Genomic DNA, 17787 nt, shown 5'->3' on the forward strand with positions numbered 1-17787 from the left:
GTTATGCCGCACGTTATTACCCAGTCGTGCTGTAACGACGGGTCCTGCGTCTTCGCCTGTCCGGTGAACTGCATTCACCCGACGCCCGACGAGCCGGGCTTCGCGACGACCGAGATGCTCTACATCGATCCGGTCGCCTGCGTGGACTGCGGTGCCTGCGTGAGCGCCTGCCCGGTGGGTGCGATCGCGCCCGACAATCGGCTGGAGAGCCAGCAGCTGCCGTTCGTCGAGATCAACGCGTCGTTCTACCCGGAGCGACCCGCCGGCGTGAAACTGCCGCCGACGTCGAAGCTGGCACCGGTGATCCCGGCCGCGCAGGTGCATGCCCGCCGCCGGCCGCTGACCGTGGCGATCGTCGGGTCCGGGCCGGCGGCGATGTATGCCGCCGACGAACTGCTCACCCAGCATGGCGTGCGGGTCAACGTCTTCGAAAAGCTGCCCACACCTTACGGTTTGGTGCGCGCCGGGGTCGCGCCGGATCACCAGAACACCAAGAAGGTGACCCGGCTGTTCGACCGGGTGTCGCGGCATCGCCACTTCCGCTTCTACCTCAACGTCGAGGTCGGCAAGCATCTGAGCCATGCCGAGCTGCTGGCCCACCACCACGCCGTGCTGTACGCGGTGGGTGCGCCCCACGACCGTCGCCTCGACATCGACGGCATGGGCCTGCCGGGCACCGGTACCGCCACCGAGCTCGTCGCGTGGATCAACGGGCATCCCGACTTCGTCGATCTGCCGGTCGATCTCGGCCACGAGCGGGTGGTGATCATCGGCAACGGCAACGTCGCGCTCGACGTCGCGCGGGTGCTCACGGCCGACTCGCAGGACTTGGCCCGCACCGACATTTCCGACCGCGCGCTGGAGGTGCTGCGCAACTCGGCGGTCCGCGAGGTGGTGATCGCCGCGCGGCGTGGCCCGGCCCACTCGGCGTTCACCCTGCCCGAATTGATCGGGCTGACCGGCGCATCCGACGTCGTGCTCGACGCCGACGACCACGAGCTGATGGCACGCGATCTCGCCGCCACCTCGGATACGTTGACCCGCAACAAGCTTGAAATTCTGAGCAAGCTCGGCGACGCGTCGGTTGCCGGCGCTCGCCCGCGCATCCGACTGGCCTATCGGCTCACGCCCGCGCGTGTGCTGGGCGAGCAGCGTGCCGGCGCCGTGGAGTTCACGGTCACCGGCACCGAAGAGCTGCACCGCATCGACGCGGGTTTGGTGCTGACGTCAATTGGCTACCGCGGCAAGCCGATTCGCGACCTCCCGTTCGACGAGTCGGCGTCGATCGTCCCGAACGACGGCGGCCGCGTCGTCGACCCCGACTCCGGCCGGCCGGTGACCGGGGCCTACGTCGCGGGGTGGATCAAGCGTGGCCCGACGGGATTCATCGGCACCAACAAGTCGTGTTCGTTCCAAACCGTCCAGGCCCTGGTCGCCGACTACAACGTCGGCAGGCTGACCGACCCGGTGAGCACGCCCGACGGCCTGCAGCAGTTGGTGCGCGCCCGCCAACCCGACGTTGTCGACGCCGCGGGATGGGCCGCCATCGATGCCGCCGAGATCGCGCGGGGCATCGACGATGGCCGCCCGCGCGAGAAGTTCACCGACGTCGCCGACATGCTCGCGGCCGCGGCGACGGCACCCAAGGCGCCGAAACGCCGGCTGCTGGCACGCCTGCTCGGCTAGCTGCTCTGCCCGGCCATCGCCGCCTGCAGCTCCTGCATGCTGACCTCGCGCACCGGCTGACCCAGCGACCAGTGGTGGCCGAACGGGTCGGCGAGCACGCCGTAGCGGTCGCCCCAGAACTGGTCGTCCAGCGGAGTGACCACGGTGGCGCCCGCGTCCAACGCCTGCTGGAACCTGGCGTCGACGTCGGTCACGGTGAGGTGGATGGTCACCGGCGTGCCGCCCAGCGACGTCGGGGTCATCGACTTCCCGCCACACATTTCGGGGAAGTCGTCGTTGAGCATGACCAGGAAACCGTTGATGCGCAGCGCGGCGTGGACCAGCTTGCCGTCCGGCCGCGGCACACGTCCGATCTCCTCGGCGCCAAAAGCCTTGACGTAGAAGTCGATCGCTGCGGCGGCGTCGTCCACTACGAGGTGCGGAGAAACTGCGGGTTCGATTTTGATCGCCATTGTGGTCTCCTTGCTGTCGGTTTCGCGGCCGGCCCCGGGCGGGACCGGCTCACGAGTTATTGACTGCCTCCGCGACTCGAATTCATCGGCGAGACCCATTCAAACGCCGGTCACCGACAAGCGGGTTACGCGTGGGTGAGGACCCGGTCCCAGCCCTCGACGGACTCCGGGCTGCGCGGCCCGGGACCCACGTAGATGGCCGATGGGCGCACCAGCTTGCCGAGCCGCTTCTGCTCGAGAATGTGTGCACACCAGCCCGCGGTGCGCCCGCAGGTGAACATCGCCGCCATCATGTTGGCCGGCACCTCCGCGAAGTCCAGGATGACCGCGGCCCAGAATTCGACGTTGGTCTCGATCGCCCGGTCCGGACGACGCTCGCGCAGCTCGGCCAGCGCGGCCTGCTCCAGGGCGACCGCGACCTCGTGGCGCGGCGCTTTGAGTCGCTCGGCGGTGGCGCGCAGCACTCGGGCCCGCGGGTCTTCGGCGCGGTAGACGCGGTGCCCGAATCCCATCAGCTTGTCGCCGCTGTCCAGGATCTTCTTGACCAGTCCGCGCGCGTCGCCGTTGCGCTCCACCTCTTCGATCATCGGCAGCACCCGCGCCGGCGCCCCACCGTGCAGCGGGCCGCTCATCGCCCCGATCGCGCCGGACAGCGCCGCGGCGACGTCGGCGCCGGTGGACGCGATCACCCGCGCGGTGAAGGTCGAGGCGTTCATGCCGTGCTCGGCGGCCGACACCCAGTAGGCGTCGATGGCTTCGACGTGCCTCGGGTCGGGCTCGCCCTGCCAGCGGGTCATGAAACGTGCTGTGACCGTTTGGCATTCATCGATAACCCGCTGCGGCACGGCCGGCTGGTAGATGCCGCGCGCGGACTGCGCGACATAGGACAGCGCCATCACCGACGCGCGGGCCAACTGGTCACGGGCGACGGCCTCGTCGGTGTCGAGCAGCGGCTGGTAGCCCCAGATCGGTGCCAGCATCGCCAGGCCCGCCTGCACGTCGACGCGAACGTCGCCGGTGTGAATCGGCAGCGGGAACGGCTCGGCGGGAGGCAAACCGTGGCCGAACCTACCGTCGACCAGCAGGGCCCACACATCGCCGAATGTCACCTGCTGATTCACCAGGTCTTGGATGTCGACGCCGCGATAGCGCAGCGCGCCGCCGTCTTTATCCGGCTCGGCGATCTCGGTGGTGAAGGCGACGACGCCCTCGAGACCGGGGACAAAGTTTTCCGGGACCACAGACATAGGAAAATTCTTGCACCTCGGCTTCCTGCCGACGCTACCGGCTGGTAGCTACCACCGGTAGCGTGATCCCGGTGGCCGGACCAGACTTCGCAACCGACAAAGATCACCTGCAGCGAATGCGCGTGGAGTACGGGTCGGTGGAGCGCGACGCCAGCTCGGACCTGGACGTGTCCTGGCTCGACGACGGGTGGCTGGCGTTGCTGCGGAAGTGGATCGACGACGCCGAACGTTTCGGGGCCTCCGAGCCGAACGCGATGGTGCTGGCGACGGTCGCGGACGGCAGGCCCGCGAGCCGCTCGGTGCTGTGCAAGGGCGTCGATGAGACTGGAATCACCTTTTTCACCAATTACGACTCGGCCAAGGGCATCGAGTTGGCCGAGACGCCGTATGCGTCGGCGACCTTTCCCTGGTACCTGCTGGGGCGCCAGGTCCACGTCCGGGGCGCGGTGACCAAGGTGGACCCGCAGGCGACCGAGGACTACTGGTCGAAGCGGCCGCGCGGCTCACAGCTGGGCGCGTGGGCGTCGCAGCAGTCGCAGCCGATCGCATCCCGTGCGGCGCTGCTCGATCAGGCGGCCGAGGTGACCGCCCGCTTCGCCGATTCCGAACGCATCCCGGTGCCGTCGAACTGGGGCGGATACCTGATCGCGCCCGAGGTGGTGGAGTTCTGGCAGGGGCGGGAAAACCGCCTGCATAACCGCATTCGCGTCGTCGGCGGTCGCGTCGAACGCCTGCAGCCCTGATCACACCCATGCGGCCTAACACCGCACGATAAGGCGGGGTTTACCCCAAAGAAAGCCGTCAGGGCCGCAGAGCAGACCCCGGGCAGGCGCGTCGCCGCGATAACGACTACCTTCAGCTGTACGCACCTAGCCAAGGCGCAGCCATACCAGCCAGAGCGCAAAGGGGTTCTCGTGGCCGACACCGACGACACCGCAACTCTGAAGTACCCAGGCGGTGAGATCGACCTGCAGATCGTCAACGCCACCGAAGGCGCCGACGGGATTGCCCTTGGCCCGCTGTTGTCCAAGACCGGCTACACGACGTTCGACAACGGCTTCGTCAACACCTCCGCGTGCAAGAGCGCGATCACCTACATCGACGGCGACGCCGGCATCCTGCGCTACCGCGGCTACCCGATCGATCAGCTCGCGGAGAAGTCGACCTTCATCGAGGTCTCGTACTTGCTGATCTACGGCGAGCTGCCCACCAGCGACCAGCTGGCCGACTTCACCAAGCGCATCCAGCTGCACACGATGCTGCACGAGGACCTCAAGCGGTTCTTCGACGGCTTCCCGCGCAACGCGCACCCGATGCCGGTGCTGTCCAGCGCCGTCAACGCGCTGTCCGCGTACTACCCGGATTCCCCCGACCCCGGCGACAACGAGGACGTCGAGCTGTCGACGATCCGGTTGCTGGCCAAGCTTCCGACGATCGCGGCCTACGCCTACAAGAAGTCGGTCGGACAGCCGTTCCTCTACCCGGACAACTCCATGTCGCTGGTGGAGAACTTCCTGCGGATGACGTTCGGGTTGCCCGCCGAGCCGTACCACGCCGACCCCGAGGTGGTACGGGCGCTGGACATGCTGCTGATCCTGCACGCCGACCATGAGCAGAACTGCTCGACGTCGACGGTTCGGCTGGTCGGGTCGTCGCAGGCCAACCTGTTCACCTCGATCTCGGGTGGCATCAACGCGCTGTGGGGGCCGCTGCACGGCGGTGCCAACCAGGCCGTGCTGGAGATGCTCGAGCAGATCCGCCAAAGCGGCGACGACGTAGGCGAATTCGTCCGCAAGGTGAAGAACCGCGAAGAGGGCGTCAAGCTGATGGGCTTCGGCCACCGGGTCTACAAGAACTACGATCCGCGGGCCCGGATCGTCAAGGAGCAGGCCGACAAGATCCTGGCCAAGTTCGGCGGTGACTCGCTGCTGGACATCGCCAAGCAGCTCGAAGAGGCCGCGCTGACCGACGACTACTTCATCGAGCGCAAGCTGTACCCGAACGTCGACTTCTACACCGGGCTGATCTACCGGGCCCTCGGGTTCCCGGTCCGGATGTTCACCGTGCTGTTCGCGTTGGGCCGGCTGCCCGGCTGGATCGCGCACTGGCGGGAGATGCACGACGAGGGCGACAGCAAGATCGGCCGTCCGCGCCAGATCTACACCGGCTACACCGAGCGCGACTACGCACCCATCGACGGGCGCTAGTCAGCTCGAGCCCAGCGAGGCCAGCACCGCCATCGCGGCGTTGTGGCCGCCGATGCCCGACACCGCACCACCGCGGCGAGCACCCGAGCCGCACAACATGATTCGTTCGTGGGCGGTGGCCACACCCCATCGACGGGCCGGGGTGTCCAGCGGATCGTCGTCGTCGGCGAACGGCCAAGACAGGGCGCCGTGGAAGATGTTGCCGGCCGTCATCGCCAGATTGCGGTGCAGGTCTAGCGTGGTGGTCGTCTCGATGCACGGCCGGCCGTGTGCGTCGGCCATCAGGACGTCCTGAATCGGTTCGGCCAGAACGGAATTCAGCGACGCCAGCACCGACTCGGTCAGCCGGTCACGCAGTGCGCCGGAGTAGTTGCCGTCGAACAGCGAATGCGGGGTGTGCAGGCCGAACACGGTCATCGTGTGCGCGCCGGCGTCGCGCAGTTCGCTGGACAGGATGCTCGGGTCGGCCAACGAGTGGCAATACGCCTCGCACGGCAGCGGATCCGGCACCGCTCCGGCGGTCGCCCGCGCATACGCGCTGTCCAGTTGACTCCACGTCTCGTTGACGTGAAATGTGCCGGCGAATGCCTGTTCGGGGTGACGGTGTCGTCGCGCAATCGGGGCAGGCGCCGCAGCACCATGTTGACCTTGAACTGTGAACCCTGGTCCGGGGCCGGCGGTCGGTCACCGAGCAGGCGAGCCAAAACCGTTGGCGTTACCCCGGACAACACGAACCGGCCCCGGCTGACACGCTCGTCGCCGTCGTGCCGGTAGCGCACCTCGCCCGTCGGGTCCACCGCGTAAACCTCTGCGCCCGTGACTATTTCGGCGCCATGACGGACAGCGGCGGCGGCCAGGGTAGCCGTTACCGCGCCCATCCCGCCGATCGGGACGTCCCAGTCTCCGCCGAGCACGTGGTACAGGAAGCAGATGTTCTGGCGCAGCGACGCCTCGTCCAGACGCGCGAACGTGCCGATCAGCGCGTCGGTGGCGATCACACCGCGGACCAGGTCGTCGCGCACCGCGGCGGCGATCGCGTGCCCGATCGGTTCGTCCACGATCGCCCGCCACGCTGCGGCCGCATCCGGCTCGCCGGCGTCGATGACGTGGCGGCGGGCCTGCTCGCAGGTGCGCAGTGGTTGGGTCAGCGTCGGCCACAGCGGGTCGGTCACTAGGCGGGTACGCCGATAGAACTCGGCGAAATCGCGCTCGTCGTCGGCACCGCCGACGGCGCGGAAGGAATCCGGCGATCCGACCAGCAGGCCGCTGCGCCCGCCCGTCGCCGGCTGGGGGGTGTACGACGAGAACCGTCGACCGGCCAGTCGTACCTCGGCGCCCAGGTCCGCGACGATGCGTGGTGGCAGCAGGCTGACCAGGTACGAGTACCGCGACACCCGGACCTCGACGCCGTCGAACGCCTGCGCCGAAACGGCGGCCCCGCCGATGTGCTCCAACCGCTCGAGCACCCGCACCCTGAGGCCGGCGCGGGCCAGGTAGCCCGCCGCCACCAGGCCGTTGTGGCCGCCACCCACGACGACGACGTCGGAATCCGGGTCGGCATCCGGCGCGTCACCGAGGGACATGTCTAGCCCAGGTAGCCCTCGACCTGGTCGCCGGGGCGCACCGCGGCCTCCCGCGGATCACCACCGGTTTCGCGCAGTGCGCGCCGCTGGCGCAGCAGGTCCCAGCACTGGTCGAGCTCGACCTCGACCCGGCGGAGCCGTTCGTGTCCTCGGACTCGGAGATGTCGCGATGCTGCAGCTGGGCCCGCAGCTTTTTCTCCTCGGCGACCAGGGTGCGGATGTGCTCGAGGGTCTCGCTGTCGGTCGGTCTACTGCCCATTGCTCTAGTGTGCCCGACGAAACCAACCCCGCCGCCGAACGTGGAGTTGTTGGGCCAACTTCACGTGATTTCGCCCGACAAGTCGACGCTCGACCGCACCGGGTTTAGCTCGGGGCGGGCAGGCGCAGCAGCAACCGCGCACCGCCCAGCGGGCTGTCTTGCAGCGATGCCGTCCCGCCGTGCAGATGCGCCTGCTGGGCCACCAGGGCCAGCCCCAAGCCGGATCCGGAGTGTGAGGCCGTCGACCCGCGGGAGAACCGCTCGAACACCACCTCGCGCTCGCCTTCGGGCACGCCACTGCCGTTGTCGTCGACGGCGATTTCCACTCCGTCCCGGGAGCTGACCGCCGACAGCTGAACCCGGGTGGCGCCGCCGTGTTTGACGGCGTTGGCGATCGCGTTGTCGACCGCGAGGCGCAGCCCGGCCGGCATCCCCACGATGATGCAGGTGGGCGACGGCACCAGCGAAACATCCAAGTCCGGGTAGACCCTGGTGGCGTCGTGGGCGGCGCGGTCCAGCAGTTCGGTGATGTCGACGGGCACGTGATCGTCGGAGGTGGACAGTTCGCCCTGCGCCAGTCGCTCCAGCGCGCTCAGCGTGGCCTCGATCCGGGACTGCGTGCGAATGACGTCGCCGAGCACCTCCTTGCGCTGGTCGTCGGGCAGATCGAGGGTCGACAACACCTCGAGGTTGGTGCGCATCGCGGTCAGGGGTGTGCGCAGTTCGTGAGAGGACACCGCGGCGAAGTCACGCGCCGACGACAGCGCCTCCTTGGTGCGGTTCTGCTCGTCCCAGATGCGTTGCAGCATGCCCCGCATGGCCTCGGCGATCTCGACGGCCTCGGTGGCACCGTGCACCTCGACCTGCGGCGCCTCGTCGCCGGCGTCGATCAATCGGGTCTGCTGCGCAAGCTGTTTGAACGGGCGCACCGCGAAAGAGGCCAGCAGCCAGGCGAACACCGTCGACGCGAAGATGGCAAACCCACAGATGAGCAACACCCTGCGATGGAGGTTGTTGGTCTCGGCCAGCGTGGCGTCATAGGTCGCGCCGACGGCAAGCGAGGCCGGCTCCGGCCCCGGAATCTCCACCGTGCGCACCCGGTAGCGCACGCCGTTGATGTAGGTGTCGGTGTAGTCGACGTCGGAGCGGGGCAGCGTCACATCGGAGTTCGACGTCACCAGGTCGCCGCGCCGCATCGTCATGATCGCGTCACGGTCGTTGGGCGAGCGCGGGATCTCGTCGAGGCCGCGCGGCAGGAACGGGATCGCGAAACCGGCAGCCTCGTCGAGCCGGCGGTCCAGCCGCTCCTTGCGGTCATTGGTGATGCCGACCCAGACGACGGCCCCGACGATCAGGACCGGAATCGCGGCACCGATGGCTGTCGCGAGCACCACCCGAGTCCGCAGCGAGGGCGTACGGGCCAAGATTCGCGACAGGAAATTCATGGCTGTGCTGGCCTACCGCGTCATTACTGCATCCGCAGCACGAACCCCACGCCGCGGACGGTGTGCAGCAACCTGGGACCGCCGTTGGCCTCCAGCTTGCGCCGCAGGTACCCGATGAAGACGTCGACGACGTTGGTGTCGGCGGCGAAGTCATAGCCCCACACCAGCTCCAGCAGCTGCGCGCGGGACAGCACCGCGGTCTTGTGCTCGGCCAGCACCGCCAGCAGGTCGAACTCGCGCTTGGTCAGGTCGACGTCGACGCCGTTGACCCGGGCCCTGCGGCCGGGAATATCGACCTCCAGCGGACCCACGTTGATGGTTTCCGAGGAGGACGTCGCGGTGGCGCCACGGCGGCGCAGCAGCGCCTTGACCCGTGCGACCAGCTCGGCCAGCACGAACGGTTTGACGAGGTAGTCGTCGGCACCGGCCTCCAGGCCGGCGACGCGGTCGTCGACCGAGCTGCGTGCCGAGAGCACACAGACCGGCACGTCGTTGTCCATCGCGCGCAGGGCGGTGACGACGCTGACGCCGTCCAGCACCGGCATGTTGATGTCGAGCACGATCGCGTCCGGCCGGGTCTCGGTGGCGCTGCGCAAGGCTTCCGCGCCGTCGACGGCGGTCGACACCTCGAACCCGGACAGCCGCAGCCCGCGTTCCAGTGAGGCGAGCACATCGGAGTCGTCGTCGACGACCAAGACCCGAGGTGAGCTGAGACCAGAGTCCATGCCGCCCATTTTGCCGGATTCCATTTTGCCGGATTCTTGGCGTCGGCTGCGGGAGGCCGCCCAGGACGGCGCGCTCAGGCGGTGTCGGCGATCGCGGGAAGCCGGGCGGCGCCGGTATCGACCCTGCGCAGCGTGTCGGCGAACCTGAGCCAGATGATCAGCGATCCCACGGACAGGCCCCCGAGCATCAGGAAGGCGACCGGGTAGCCGAGATGCTGCGCGACCACTCCGCCCAGGACCGGGCTGAGCGCGCCGCCGAGACCTTGTGCCGCCATGATGGCGCCCTGGCCGACATTGATGTGGCCGGTGCCGTCGAGGATCCGTGCCACCAGGCCCGGTACCGCCACCGACAACATGCCCGCCCCGACGCCGTCGAGCACCTGCACCGGGATGACACCCCAGCTGGTGATGACGCCCGCGGCGAGCAGCCCGCGCACCGGCAGCGCGCTGAACGCGATCAGGATGGCCAGCCAGTAACCGCGGGTCTGGGCGATCCGCATGGCCGCCAGCGATGCGACGATCATCACGCCCTGCGCGACGACGACCGTCTCGGCCACCGTGATGAACGGGTTGGTGTGGGTGGCGACCACCGCCAGCCCGTACAGCGGCAGCATTGCCGCGTTGCCGAGGTGGAACAGCACCAGGGCGGCGGCCAGGGTCAGCAGTGGTTTGGATTCGAGCATCACGCGCATCTTCGAGATCGGGGTGCCCGCGCCCGCGGCCGCCTCGCCGCGCGCGACGTGGTCGTTGATCCGGCCGGCGGGGATTGCCAGGACGGACAGGATGGACAGTCCGGCGAATCCCACGGCCAGCCAGAACACGCCGGCATACCCGAAGATCCAGCCGACCAGCCCGGACGCGGCGGCGCCGACCATGTTGCCGGTGTGGTTGTAGGCCTGGTTTCGCCCGTTCTGGGCGTTGAAGCCGACCTGTCCCACCAGGCCGAGGGTGATGCCGATGACGGCCGGAGCGATGGTGGCCCCCGAGATGCACATCAGGGACTGCGCGGCGGCGACGACCCAGAAGTGCCCGGAGGTCAGGATGACCGCCGAGGCCGCGACGGCGCCGAGGCCGACCACGATGACGCAGGTCCGTTTACGGGAGGTGGCGTCGACCAGTGCACCGGCCGGACCGACGGTGATCATGCCGACGATCGCACCCAGGGTGATGACCGCGCCGATGGTACCGGTGGTCCAGCCGCGCCCGGCGAGCAACACGCCGAGAAACGGACCCATGCCGGCTTCCATATCCGCCATGAAGAAATTCAGCGCCTGCAGCGCGACCCGGTCGCGCCGGGAAACCGCCGTCGTGTCTTGAGAACGCATGCCTCATTGTGGCGAAACCGCAGTGGCGCAGCGCACCTCGGCGTTTGCGGACGGGCCGACATCGGCGATAATTAGCACTCAGCGGATGAGATTGCTAACGCGTGTGGTGAAGCTGTGAGGAGGAGAACGTCAATGCGCGCTGCCGATTTCGTCTTACCGACCACCCCGGCGGATTCCCACCGCCCGATCCGGATCGTGCTGGTCGCGCCGCCGTATTTCGACGTTCCGCCCAGCGGCTACGGCGGTGTCGAGGCGGTTGTCGCCGACCTGGCCGACACGCTGGTAGCCCGCGGTCATCACGTTACGCTGCTCGGCGCCGGCAAGCCGGGCACGGCGGCCGACTTCGTCCCGCTGTGGGATCGCACCCTGCCCGACCGGCTGGGCCAGCCGTATCCGGAAGTCATGCACGCGTTGAAAGTCCGCAGCGCGGTCACCCGGATCGCCGCAACCGACGGTGTCGACATCGTGCACGACCACACCTTCGCCGGACCCATCAACGCCCCGGCCTATCACGCGCTACGGGTGCCGACCGTGGTCACGGTGCACGGGCCCATCGACGACGATCTGTACCCGTACTACCGGGAGCTCAGCGGCGATGTCGGGCTGGTGGCGATCAGCGACCGGCAGAAAGAGCTGGCCCCCGATCTGAATTGGGTTGGCAGCGTGCACAATGCGCTGCGGATCGACGAATGGCCGTTCGAGACCGAGAAGCACAATTACGCGCTGTTCCTGGGCCGCTACGCGCCGTACAAGGGCGCTCATCTGGCGGTGCGGGCGGCGCACGAGGCCGGGATCCCGCTGGTGCTCGCCGGCAAATGCAGCGAGCCTGCCGAGAAGGAATACTTCGAGGAGTGCGTGCGCCCGCTGCTGACCGACAGCGACCACGTGTTCGGCGAGGCCGACGCGGTCAGCAAGCGAAAGTTGTTGTCGCGCGCCCGCTGTCTGCTGTTCCCCATCGGGTGGGAGGAGCCGTTCGGGATCGTGATGATCGAAGCGATGGCCTGCGGCACACCGGTCGTCGCGTTGCGCGGCGGGGCCGTACCGGAAGTAATCGTCGACGGTGTGACGGGCGTCGTGTGCGAGGACGCCGCCGAGCTGCCCGCCGCGATCGACCGGGCGCAAGCGTTGGATCCGCATGCGTGCCGGCGACACGTCGCCGCCAATTTCGATGTGGCACAGTTCGGTTCGGCGTACGAGCAGATCTACCGTGGCGTCCTGGGCCGCGCGGCCGACGCCTACCGCGGCGGCCGGGGCAAGGCGGTGGTCGAGTCCTTCGGGCCAGGCAGGCGAGCCCATGAGTTCGTCCACAAGGCCGCCGTGTGACGGGTCCGACACCCTTCAACAGCACCTCGCCGGTCAAGATCGGCTCGGGTGGCGACACGGTGACCCTGGTCGACGGCGCGACATTCTGCCTGTCCGACCGCTACGGGAACGTGCTGGCCGGCAGGTCCCACGGATTGTTTTTCCGCGACGCGCGGGTCCTGTCGCGGTGGGAGCTGCGGGTCGACGGTGAAACCGCCGACGCGCTGTCGGTGGAATCGACCGAAGCGTTTGCCGCGCAGTTCATCCTGCGCCGGCCGCCGCGTTCGGGGCCGGACAGCACGCTGCTGGTGGTGCGCGAACGGCTGGTGACCGACGGGCTGCGGGAAACGATCTGGCTGCAGAACATGGACAAGGAAAGCACCGTCGTGTCCCTCGAGCTGCACGCCGACGCGGACTTCGCGGACCTGTTTGCGGTCAAGGAGGGACGGGTACCGGTCGGCGGGGCCGAGAAGACGGTGGCCGGATCCGAACTCGTGCTGCGGGGCCGGGGCGACCGGCTGCGCGGGCTGACGGTATCGGCCACCGGTGACCCGGTGGTGGTGCCCGGGTCGCTGAACTGGCGGGTGGTGGTGCCGCCCGGGGGGCGCTGGCAGACCGAGATCACGGTGCAGCCGACGTGGGCGGACCACAAGGTCTGGACCCGCGCCCCGCGCGGCGAGACCGCCCGAAAAAGCGCACCGGCCCGCAAGATCGAGGCCTGGCGTGACAGTGCGACCACCGTCGATACCGACCACACCGCGCTGGCCCGGGTGCTCAGCCAAACCGAAAGCGACTTGGGCGCGTTGCTGATTCACGACGCCGACGGTCGCCGGTCGTATGTCGCGGCGGGCGCGCCCTGGTTCATGACGTTGTTCGGCCGGGACAGCCTGCTGACCGCCTGGATGGCCCTCCCCCTGGACGTCGGCCTTTCGATCGGCACCCTGCAACGGCTGGTCGCGCTGCAGGGCCGGCGCGTCGACGCCGTCACCGAGGAACAGCCCGGCCGCATCATGCACGAGCTCAGGCACGGCCCGGACAGTGCCGACGTGCTGGGCGGCGGCGTCTATTACGGGACGGCCGATGCGACGCCGCTGTTCGTCATGCTGCTCGCGGAATGCTGGCGGTGGGGCGCCGACGAGGCGGTCATCCGGGCGCTGCTGCCCGCGGCCGACGCCGCGCTGGCCTGGACGGAAGAGTACGGCGACCGGGACGGCGACTGCTTCGTCGAATACCAGCGCGCCACCGACCGGGGGCTGATCAACCAGGGCTGGAAGGACAGCTTCGACGGCATCAACGACGCCACCGGCCGCCTCGCCGAGCCGCCGATCGCGCTGTGCGAAGTGCAGGGCTACGTGTACGCCGCCCTGCTGGCGCGGGCTGAACTCGCCGAGGGGCTGGGCGATTCCGGCCGCGCGGCGCGGCTGCGCGAGCGGGCCCAGCTGCTGCGGGACCGGTTCATTGAGAAGTTCTGGATACCCGAGAAGGGTTGCTACGCGGTCGCATTAGACGGACAAAAGCGCCCGGTGGACGCGTTGACGAGCAATGTCGGCCATTGCCTGTGGACCGGAATTGCGACCGACGAACATGCCGCGGCGATCGTGGAGCGGTTGTCCGGTCCGGAGATGGACTCCGGTTTCGGGCTGCGCACGCTGGCCACCGGCATGGGGGCGTACAATCCGATGAGCTACCACAACGGCTCGGTGTGGCCGCACGACACCGCCATCGCGGTGGTTGGCTTGCTGCGCTATGGCCACGTGCCCGGGGCGGTGCAGCTGGCGCAACGGCTGGCGAACGAACTCCTCGATGCCGCAATGGCTTTCGGCGGGCGCCTGCCCGAGTTGTTCTGCGGTTTCCCCCGTACGCAGTTCGCCGCGCCGGTGCCCTATCCCACTTCCTGCTCGCCGCAGGCGTGGGCCAGCGCCGCCCCGCTGCTGCTGTTGCGGTCGATCCTGGGGCTCGACCCGCACGTGCCGCACCGTATCCTGTCGATCTCGCCGCGGCTGCCGGTCGAGTGGGGCCGGATCACGTTGACCAATTTGCGCTTGGGCTCCAGCACCGTGCACCTGGAAGCCGAGGGCGAGACGGCCAAGACGCGCGGCCTGTCCGACGACTGGCAGCTGCTGACGCCCGCCGAGGTCGGCCGTTAACGGCAGCGTGAAGATGTTGTCCCGCAAGCACTGTCAAACAGTCTCCGGCGTCAATCCGATGTTGCGATAGCGCCGCAGTCGCGCGGCCATCCGCTCGTCGCCGGGGATGTCGCGCAGCGCGTGCACCTCCGCGGCAATCGCCCCGGACAGTCGCTGCGAGAAATCGATCGGCTCGTCGGCGGCGTCGGGATGCTCGGGCACGATGGCGTCCACGATTCCGGACTTCATCAGATCGAGCGACCGAATACCATGGGCCGCAGCGAGTTCGGGGGCATGCACGGTGTCGCGGAAGACGATGGCGCTGGCGCCCTCGGGTGGCAGCGGGGCCAGCCAGCCGTGCAGCGCGGCCAGCACCCGGTCGGCGGGGACCATCGCCAGCGCCGGCCCGCCGCTGCCCTGGCCCAGCAGCACCGACACCGTCGGGGTGTCCAGTGTCACCAGTTCGGCCACGCATTGGGCGATCTGGCCGGCCAGTCCGCCCTGCTCGGCTTCGGCCGACAGTGCGGGGCCGGCGGTGTCGATCACCAGCACCAGCGGCAGCCGCAGTTCGGCGGCCAGCGCCATGCCGCGGCGGGCTTCGGCCAACGAGGCGGGGCCGACCAGTCCACCGGTGAGGCGCTGCTGGCCGAGGACCACCGCGGGCTGGCCGGCGAAGCGGGCCAGCGCCAACAGGGTGGTCGCCGCCTCCCCGCTGCCGGTACCCGACAGCAGCACCAGGTCGGTGGCTCCGTGGCGCAGCAGGTGCCGGACGCCCGGCCGGTCCGGCCGCCGCGACGCCAGCACCGAATCCCAGGCCGGCACATCGGGTATCGATTCGCCGGGCGGTGCGGCGGGCAGCGGCCCTGGCGCGTCGGCGATGACCGTCAGCGCGCGATCCACCGTCCGGCGCAGCTCGTCGATTTCGACGACACCGTCGATCACGCCGTGCCGCTGCAGGTTCTCCGCGGTTTGGATGCCCGGCGGGAACGGTTCGCCGTAGAGCTGCTGGTAGACGCGTGGCCCGAGGAACCCGATCAGCGCGCGCGGCTCGGCGACGGTGATGTGGCCCAGCGAGCCCCACGACGCGAACACCCCGCCGGTGGTCGGGTTGCGCAGGTAGACGAGGTAGGGCAGGTGCGCCCGCTTGTGCAGTCGGACGGCCGCGGCGATCTTCACCATCTGCAGGAACGCGACGGTGCCCTCTTGCATGCGGGTGCCGCCGGAGCTCGGCGAGGCCAGCAGCGGGAGCCGTTCGGCCGTGGCGCGCTGCACCGCGGTGGTGATCCGCTCGGCCGCCGCCACCCCGATCGACCCGCCCAGGAAGCCGAACTCGCACACCACGATCGCCACCCGGCGCCCGTGTATCCGCCCCTCACCGGTGAGCACCGCTTCGTCGCGGCCGGTGGCCGAGCGGGCCTCGGCGAGCTCGCGCGCGTAGGTGTCGCTGATCGGTATCTGTAACGGGGTGCTGTCCCAGCTCACGAACGAGCCTTCGTCGAGCACCGCGTCCTGCAGTTGTTCGGTCGTGATGCGACTCACGCGCACAGGCTATATAGGCTGGCGCCCATGATCGGTATCACGCAGGTCGAAGCCGTAATGACCATCGAGTTGCAGCGTCCCGAGCGCCGCAACGCCCTGAACTCCGAGCTCGTCGACGAGCTGCGGGAGGCGGTGCTGAAGGCCGGTGATGGAGTCACCCGCGCGATCGTGCTGACCGGCCAGGGCACGGTGTTCTGCGCCGGCGCGGACCTGAGCGGCGAAGCGTTCGCCGCCGACTACCCCGACCGGCTCATCGAGCTGCACAAGGCGCTGGACGCCGCACCGATGCCGGTGATCGGCGCCATCAACGGCCCGGCCATCGGCGCGGGACTGCAACTGGCCATGCAGTGTGATCTGCGGGTGGTGGCCCCGGAAGCGTTCTTCCAATTCCCCACCTCGAAATACGGTCTGGCCCTGGACAACTGGAGCATCCGGCGGCTGTCGTCGCTGGTCGGCTACGGCCGCGCCCGCGCGATGCTGCTGGCGGCGGAGAAGTTGACCGCCGAGGCGGCGCTGCAGACGGGGATGGCCAACCGGATCGGGACGCTGGAAGACGCCCAGGCCTGGGGCGCCGAGATCGCCGGGCTGGCGCCGCTGGCGATCCAGCACGCCAAGCGGGTACTCAACGACGACGGTGCGATCGAGGAGGCCTGGCCGGTGCACAAGGAATTGTTCGACAAGGCCTGGGCAAGCCAGGACGTCATCGAGGCGCAGGTCGCCCGGGTGGAGAAGCGGCCGCCGAGGTTCCAGGGGGCCTGACGGTGCCCGCAGCGCTTCGCCTGGCCGCCGGTACGGTCACGCTCGCCGCCGGCGGGTGGGTGTTGCACGCGCTGCACGGGGCGCCGGCCGCCCTCGGCGCCGACCCGTCGTCGATCCGCGCCGTGACGCAGCACTCGCCCAATTTCTCCGACGGTGTCTTCGTCAACCTTGACCCCGCCTCCAATGCCAACCTGGACCGTGAGCAGCTGGCGCTGATCGCGTGGGAATTCGTGGGGGGACGCGGCCGCAGCCGCCCCACGGCACCGATCCCGCTGGGTGCCCCGGGCACGTTCGACGCCGACCCGGCGCGGTTGGCCGTCAGCTGGCTGGGCCACTCCACCGCGCTGCTGGAAATCGACGGCTACCGGGTGCTGACCGATCCGGTGTGGAGCCGACGTTGTTCCCCGTCGGACGTGATCGGACCCGAGCGTTTGCATCCGCCGCCGGTGCAGCTCGAGGCGCTGCCGGCCATCGACGCGGTGGTGATCAGCCATGACCACTACGACCACCTCGACATCGACACCGTGCTGGCGCTGGCGCGCACTCAGCGGGCGCCGTTCTTCGTCCCGCTCGGCGTGGGTGCGCACCTGCGCGCGTGGGGCATCCCGGGGCAGCGCATCGTCGAACTCGACTGGAACGAAAGCGGCCACGTCGACGAGCTGAGACTGATTTGCCTTCCGGCACGGCACTTTTCGGGCCGGTTCTTCGAGCGCAACACTACGTTGTGGGCGTCCTGGGGGATCGTCGGTCCCAGTCACCGCGCGTATTTCGGCGGGGATACCGGCTACACGAAGAGCTTCGAGCAGATCGGCGCCGAGCACGGGCCGTTCGACCTGACGCTGTTGCCGATCGGCGCCTACAACCCGGGGTGGCCGGACATTCACATGAACCCCGAGGAGGCGGTCCGGGCGCACCTGGACCTCACACCCGGCGGGGCCGGGCTGTTGGTGCCCATCCACTGGGGCACCTTCCGGCTGGCGCCGCACCCGTGGGAAGAGCCGGTCGAGCGGATGCTGGTGGCCGCCGAAGCCGCCGACGCAGCGGTGGCGGTTCCCGCACCCGGTCAGCGACTTGATCCGTCCGGGCCGCTGCGGTTCAACCCGTGGTGGCGTCTTTAGTTATCGCACAACGT

Annotated in this window: 13 protein-coding genes and 2 pseudogenes; 7 read left to right on the forward strand and 8 right to left on the reverse strand. The window is 69.1% G+C overall.

Going from position 1 to position 17787, the window contains the following annotated elements; translation table 11 throughout:
- Positions 1–3: 3 nt before the first annotated feature.
- Positions 4–1686, forward strand: coding sequence for an FAD-dependent oxidoreductase (locus T428_RS0111605; RefSeq protein WP_025736615.1), 1683 nt, complete (start codon positions 4–6; stop codon positions 1684–1686).
- Here T428_RS0111605 and T428_RS0111610 read toward each other — a convergent pair.
- Both T428_RS0111610 and T428_RS0111615 read right to left on the reverse strand, forming a co-directional pair.
- Positions 1683–2138, reverse strand: coding sequence for a VOC family protein (locus T428_RS0111610; protein ID WP_025736616.1), 456 nt, complete (start codon positions 2136–2138; stop codon positions 1683–1685). The genes T428_RS0111605 and T428_RS0111610 overlap by 4 nt on opposite strands.
- A gap of 125 nt (positions 2139–2263) precedes the next feature.
- Positions 2264–3385, reverse strand: coding sequence for a citrate synthase 2 (locus T428_RS0111615; RefSeq protein WP_025736617.1), 1122 nt, complete (start codon positions 3383–3385; stop codon positions 2264–2266).
- 116 nt (positions 3386–3501) lie between these two features.
- Between T428_RS0111615 and pdxH the strand changes: the two genes are divergently transcribed.
- A complete protein-coding gene (pdxH, locus tag T428_RS0111620; RefSeq protein WP_036467888.1) occupies positions 3502–4128 on the forward strand; it encodes a pyridoxamine 5'-phosphate oxidase in 627 nt (208 codons plus the stop codon).
- 171 nt (positions 4129–4299) lie between these two features.
- Positions 4300–5592, forward strand: a complete 1293-nt coding sequence (locus tag T428_RS0111625; protein ID WP_025736620.1) for a citrate synthase — start codon at positions 4300–4302, stop codon at positions 5590–5592.
- On the opposite strand, the pseudogene T428_RS27410 reads toward T428_RS0111625, so the two are convergent.
- From T428_RS27410 to T428_RS0111650, 5 genes and pseudogenes are all read right to left on the reverse strand, one after another.
- Positions 5593–7175: pseudogene (locus tag T428_RS27410) on the reverse strand (phytoene desaturase family protein).
- 2 nt (positions 7176–7177) lie between these two features.
- Positions 7178–7434, reverse strand: a pseudogene (locus T428_RS27415) (DUF2630 family protein).
- A 104-nt stretch (positions 7435–7538) separates the two neighbouring features.
- Positions 7539–8879, reverse strand: coding sequence for a sensor histidine kinase (locus T428_RS0111640; protein WP_025736621.1), 1341 nt, complete (start codon positions 8877–8879; stop codon positions 7539–7541).
- Between the two features lie 23 nt (positions 8880–8902).
- Positions 8903–9613 (reverse strand): two-component system response regulator PrrA, encoded by a 711-nt coding sequence (gene prrA / locus T428_RS0111645; RefSeq protein WP_025736622.1) that lies wholly within the window; start codon positions 9611–9613, stop codon positions 8903–8905.
- A gap of 65 nt (positions 9614–9678) precedes the next feature.
- Complete coding sequence (locus T428_RS0111650) at positions 9679–10929, reverse strand: MFS transporter (protein WP_025736623.1); 1251 nt, start codon at positions 10927–10929, stop codon at positions 9679–9681.
- A 132-nt stretch (positions 10930–11061) separates the two neighbouring features.
- Between T428_RS0111650 and T428_RS0111655 the strand changes: the two genes are divergently transcribed.
- Together T428_RS0111655 and T428_RS0111660 are read left to right on the forward strand one after the other, a co-directional pair.
- Positions 11062–12252 carry a glycosyltransferase family 4 protein gene (locus tag T428_RS0111655; RefSeq protein WP_025736624.1) on the forward strand — a complete coding sequence of 397 codons (1191 nt, stop codon included), beginning with the start codon at positions 11062–11064 and terminating at the stop codon, positions 12250–12252.
- Positions 12249–14378 carry an amylo-alpha-1,6-glucosidase gene (locus tag T428_RS0111660; protein WP_025736625.1) on the forward strand — a complete coding sequence of 710 codons (2130 nt, stop codon included), beginning with the start codon at positions 12249–12251 and terminating at the stop codon, positions 14376–14378. The genes T428_RS0111655 and T428_RS0111660 overlap by 4 nt, the downstream gene beginning before the upstream one ends.
- Positions 14379–14411: 33 nt before the next feature.
- On the opposite strand, the gene T428_RS0111665 is transcribed toward T428_RS0111660, so the two are convergent.
- The gene (locus T428_RS0111665; protein ID WP_025736626.1) at positions 14412–15896 is read right to left on the reverse strand and encodes a carboxyl transferase domain-containing protein; all 1485 of its coding nucleotides are present in this window, start codon (positions 15894–15896) and stop codon (positions 14412–14414) included.
- Between the two features lie 27 nt (positions 15897–15923).
- Between T428_RS0111665 and T428_RS0111670 the strand changes: the two genes are divergently transcribed.
- A complete protein-coding gene (locus T428_RS0111670) occupies positions 15924–16655 on the forward strand; it encodes an enoyl-CoA hydratase (protein ID WP_025736627.1) in 732 nt (243 codons plus the stop codon).
- Positions 16656–16657: 2 nt separating this feature from the next.
- Positions 16658–17773, forward strand: a complete 1116-nt coding sequence (locus T428_RS0111675) for an MBL fold metallo-hydrolase (protein WP_036467819.1) — start codon at positions 16658–16660, stop codon at positions 17771–17773.
- Positions 17774–17787: the final 14 nt, after the last annotated feature.

This window comes from Mycobacterium genavense ATCC 51234 (genome assembly GCF_000526915.1).
Lineage (GTDB): Bacteria > Actinomycetota > Actinomycetes > Mycobacteriales > Mycobacteriaceae > Mycobacterium > Mycobacterium genavense.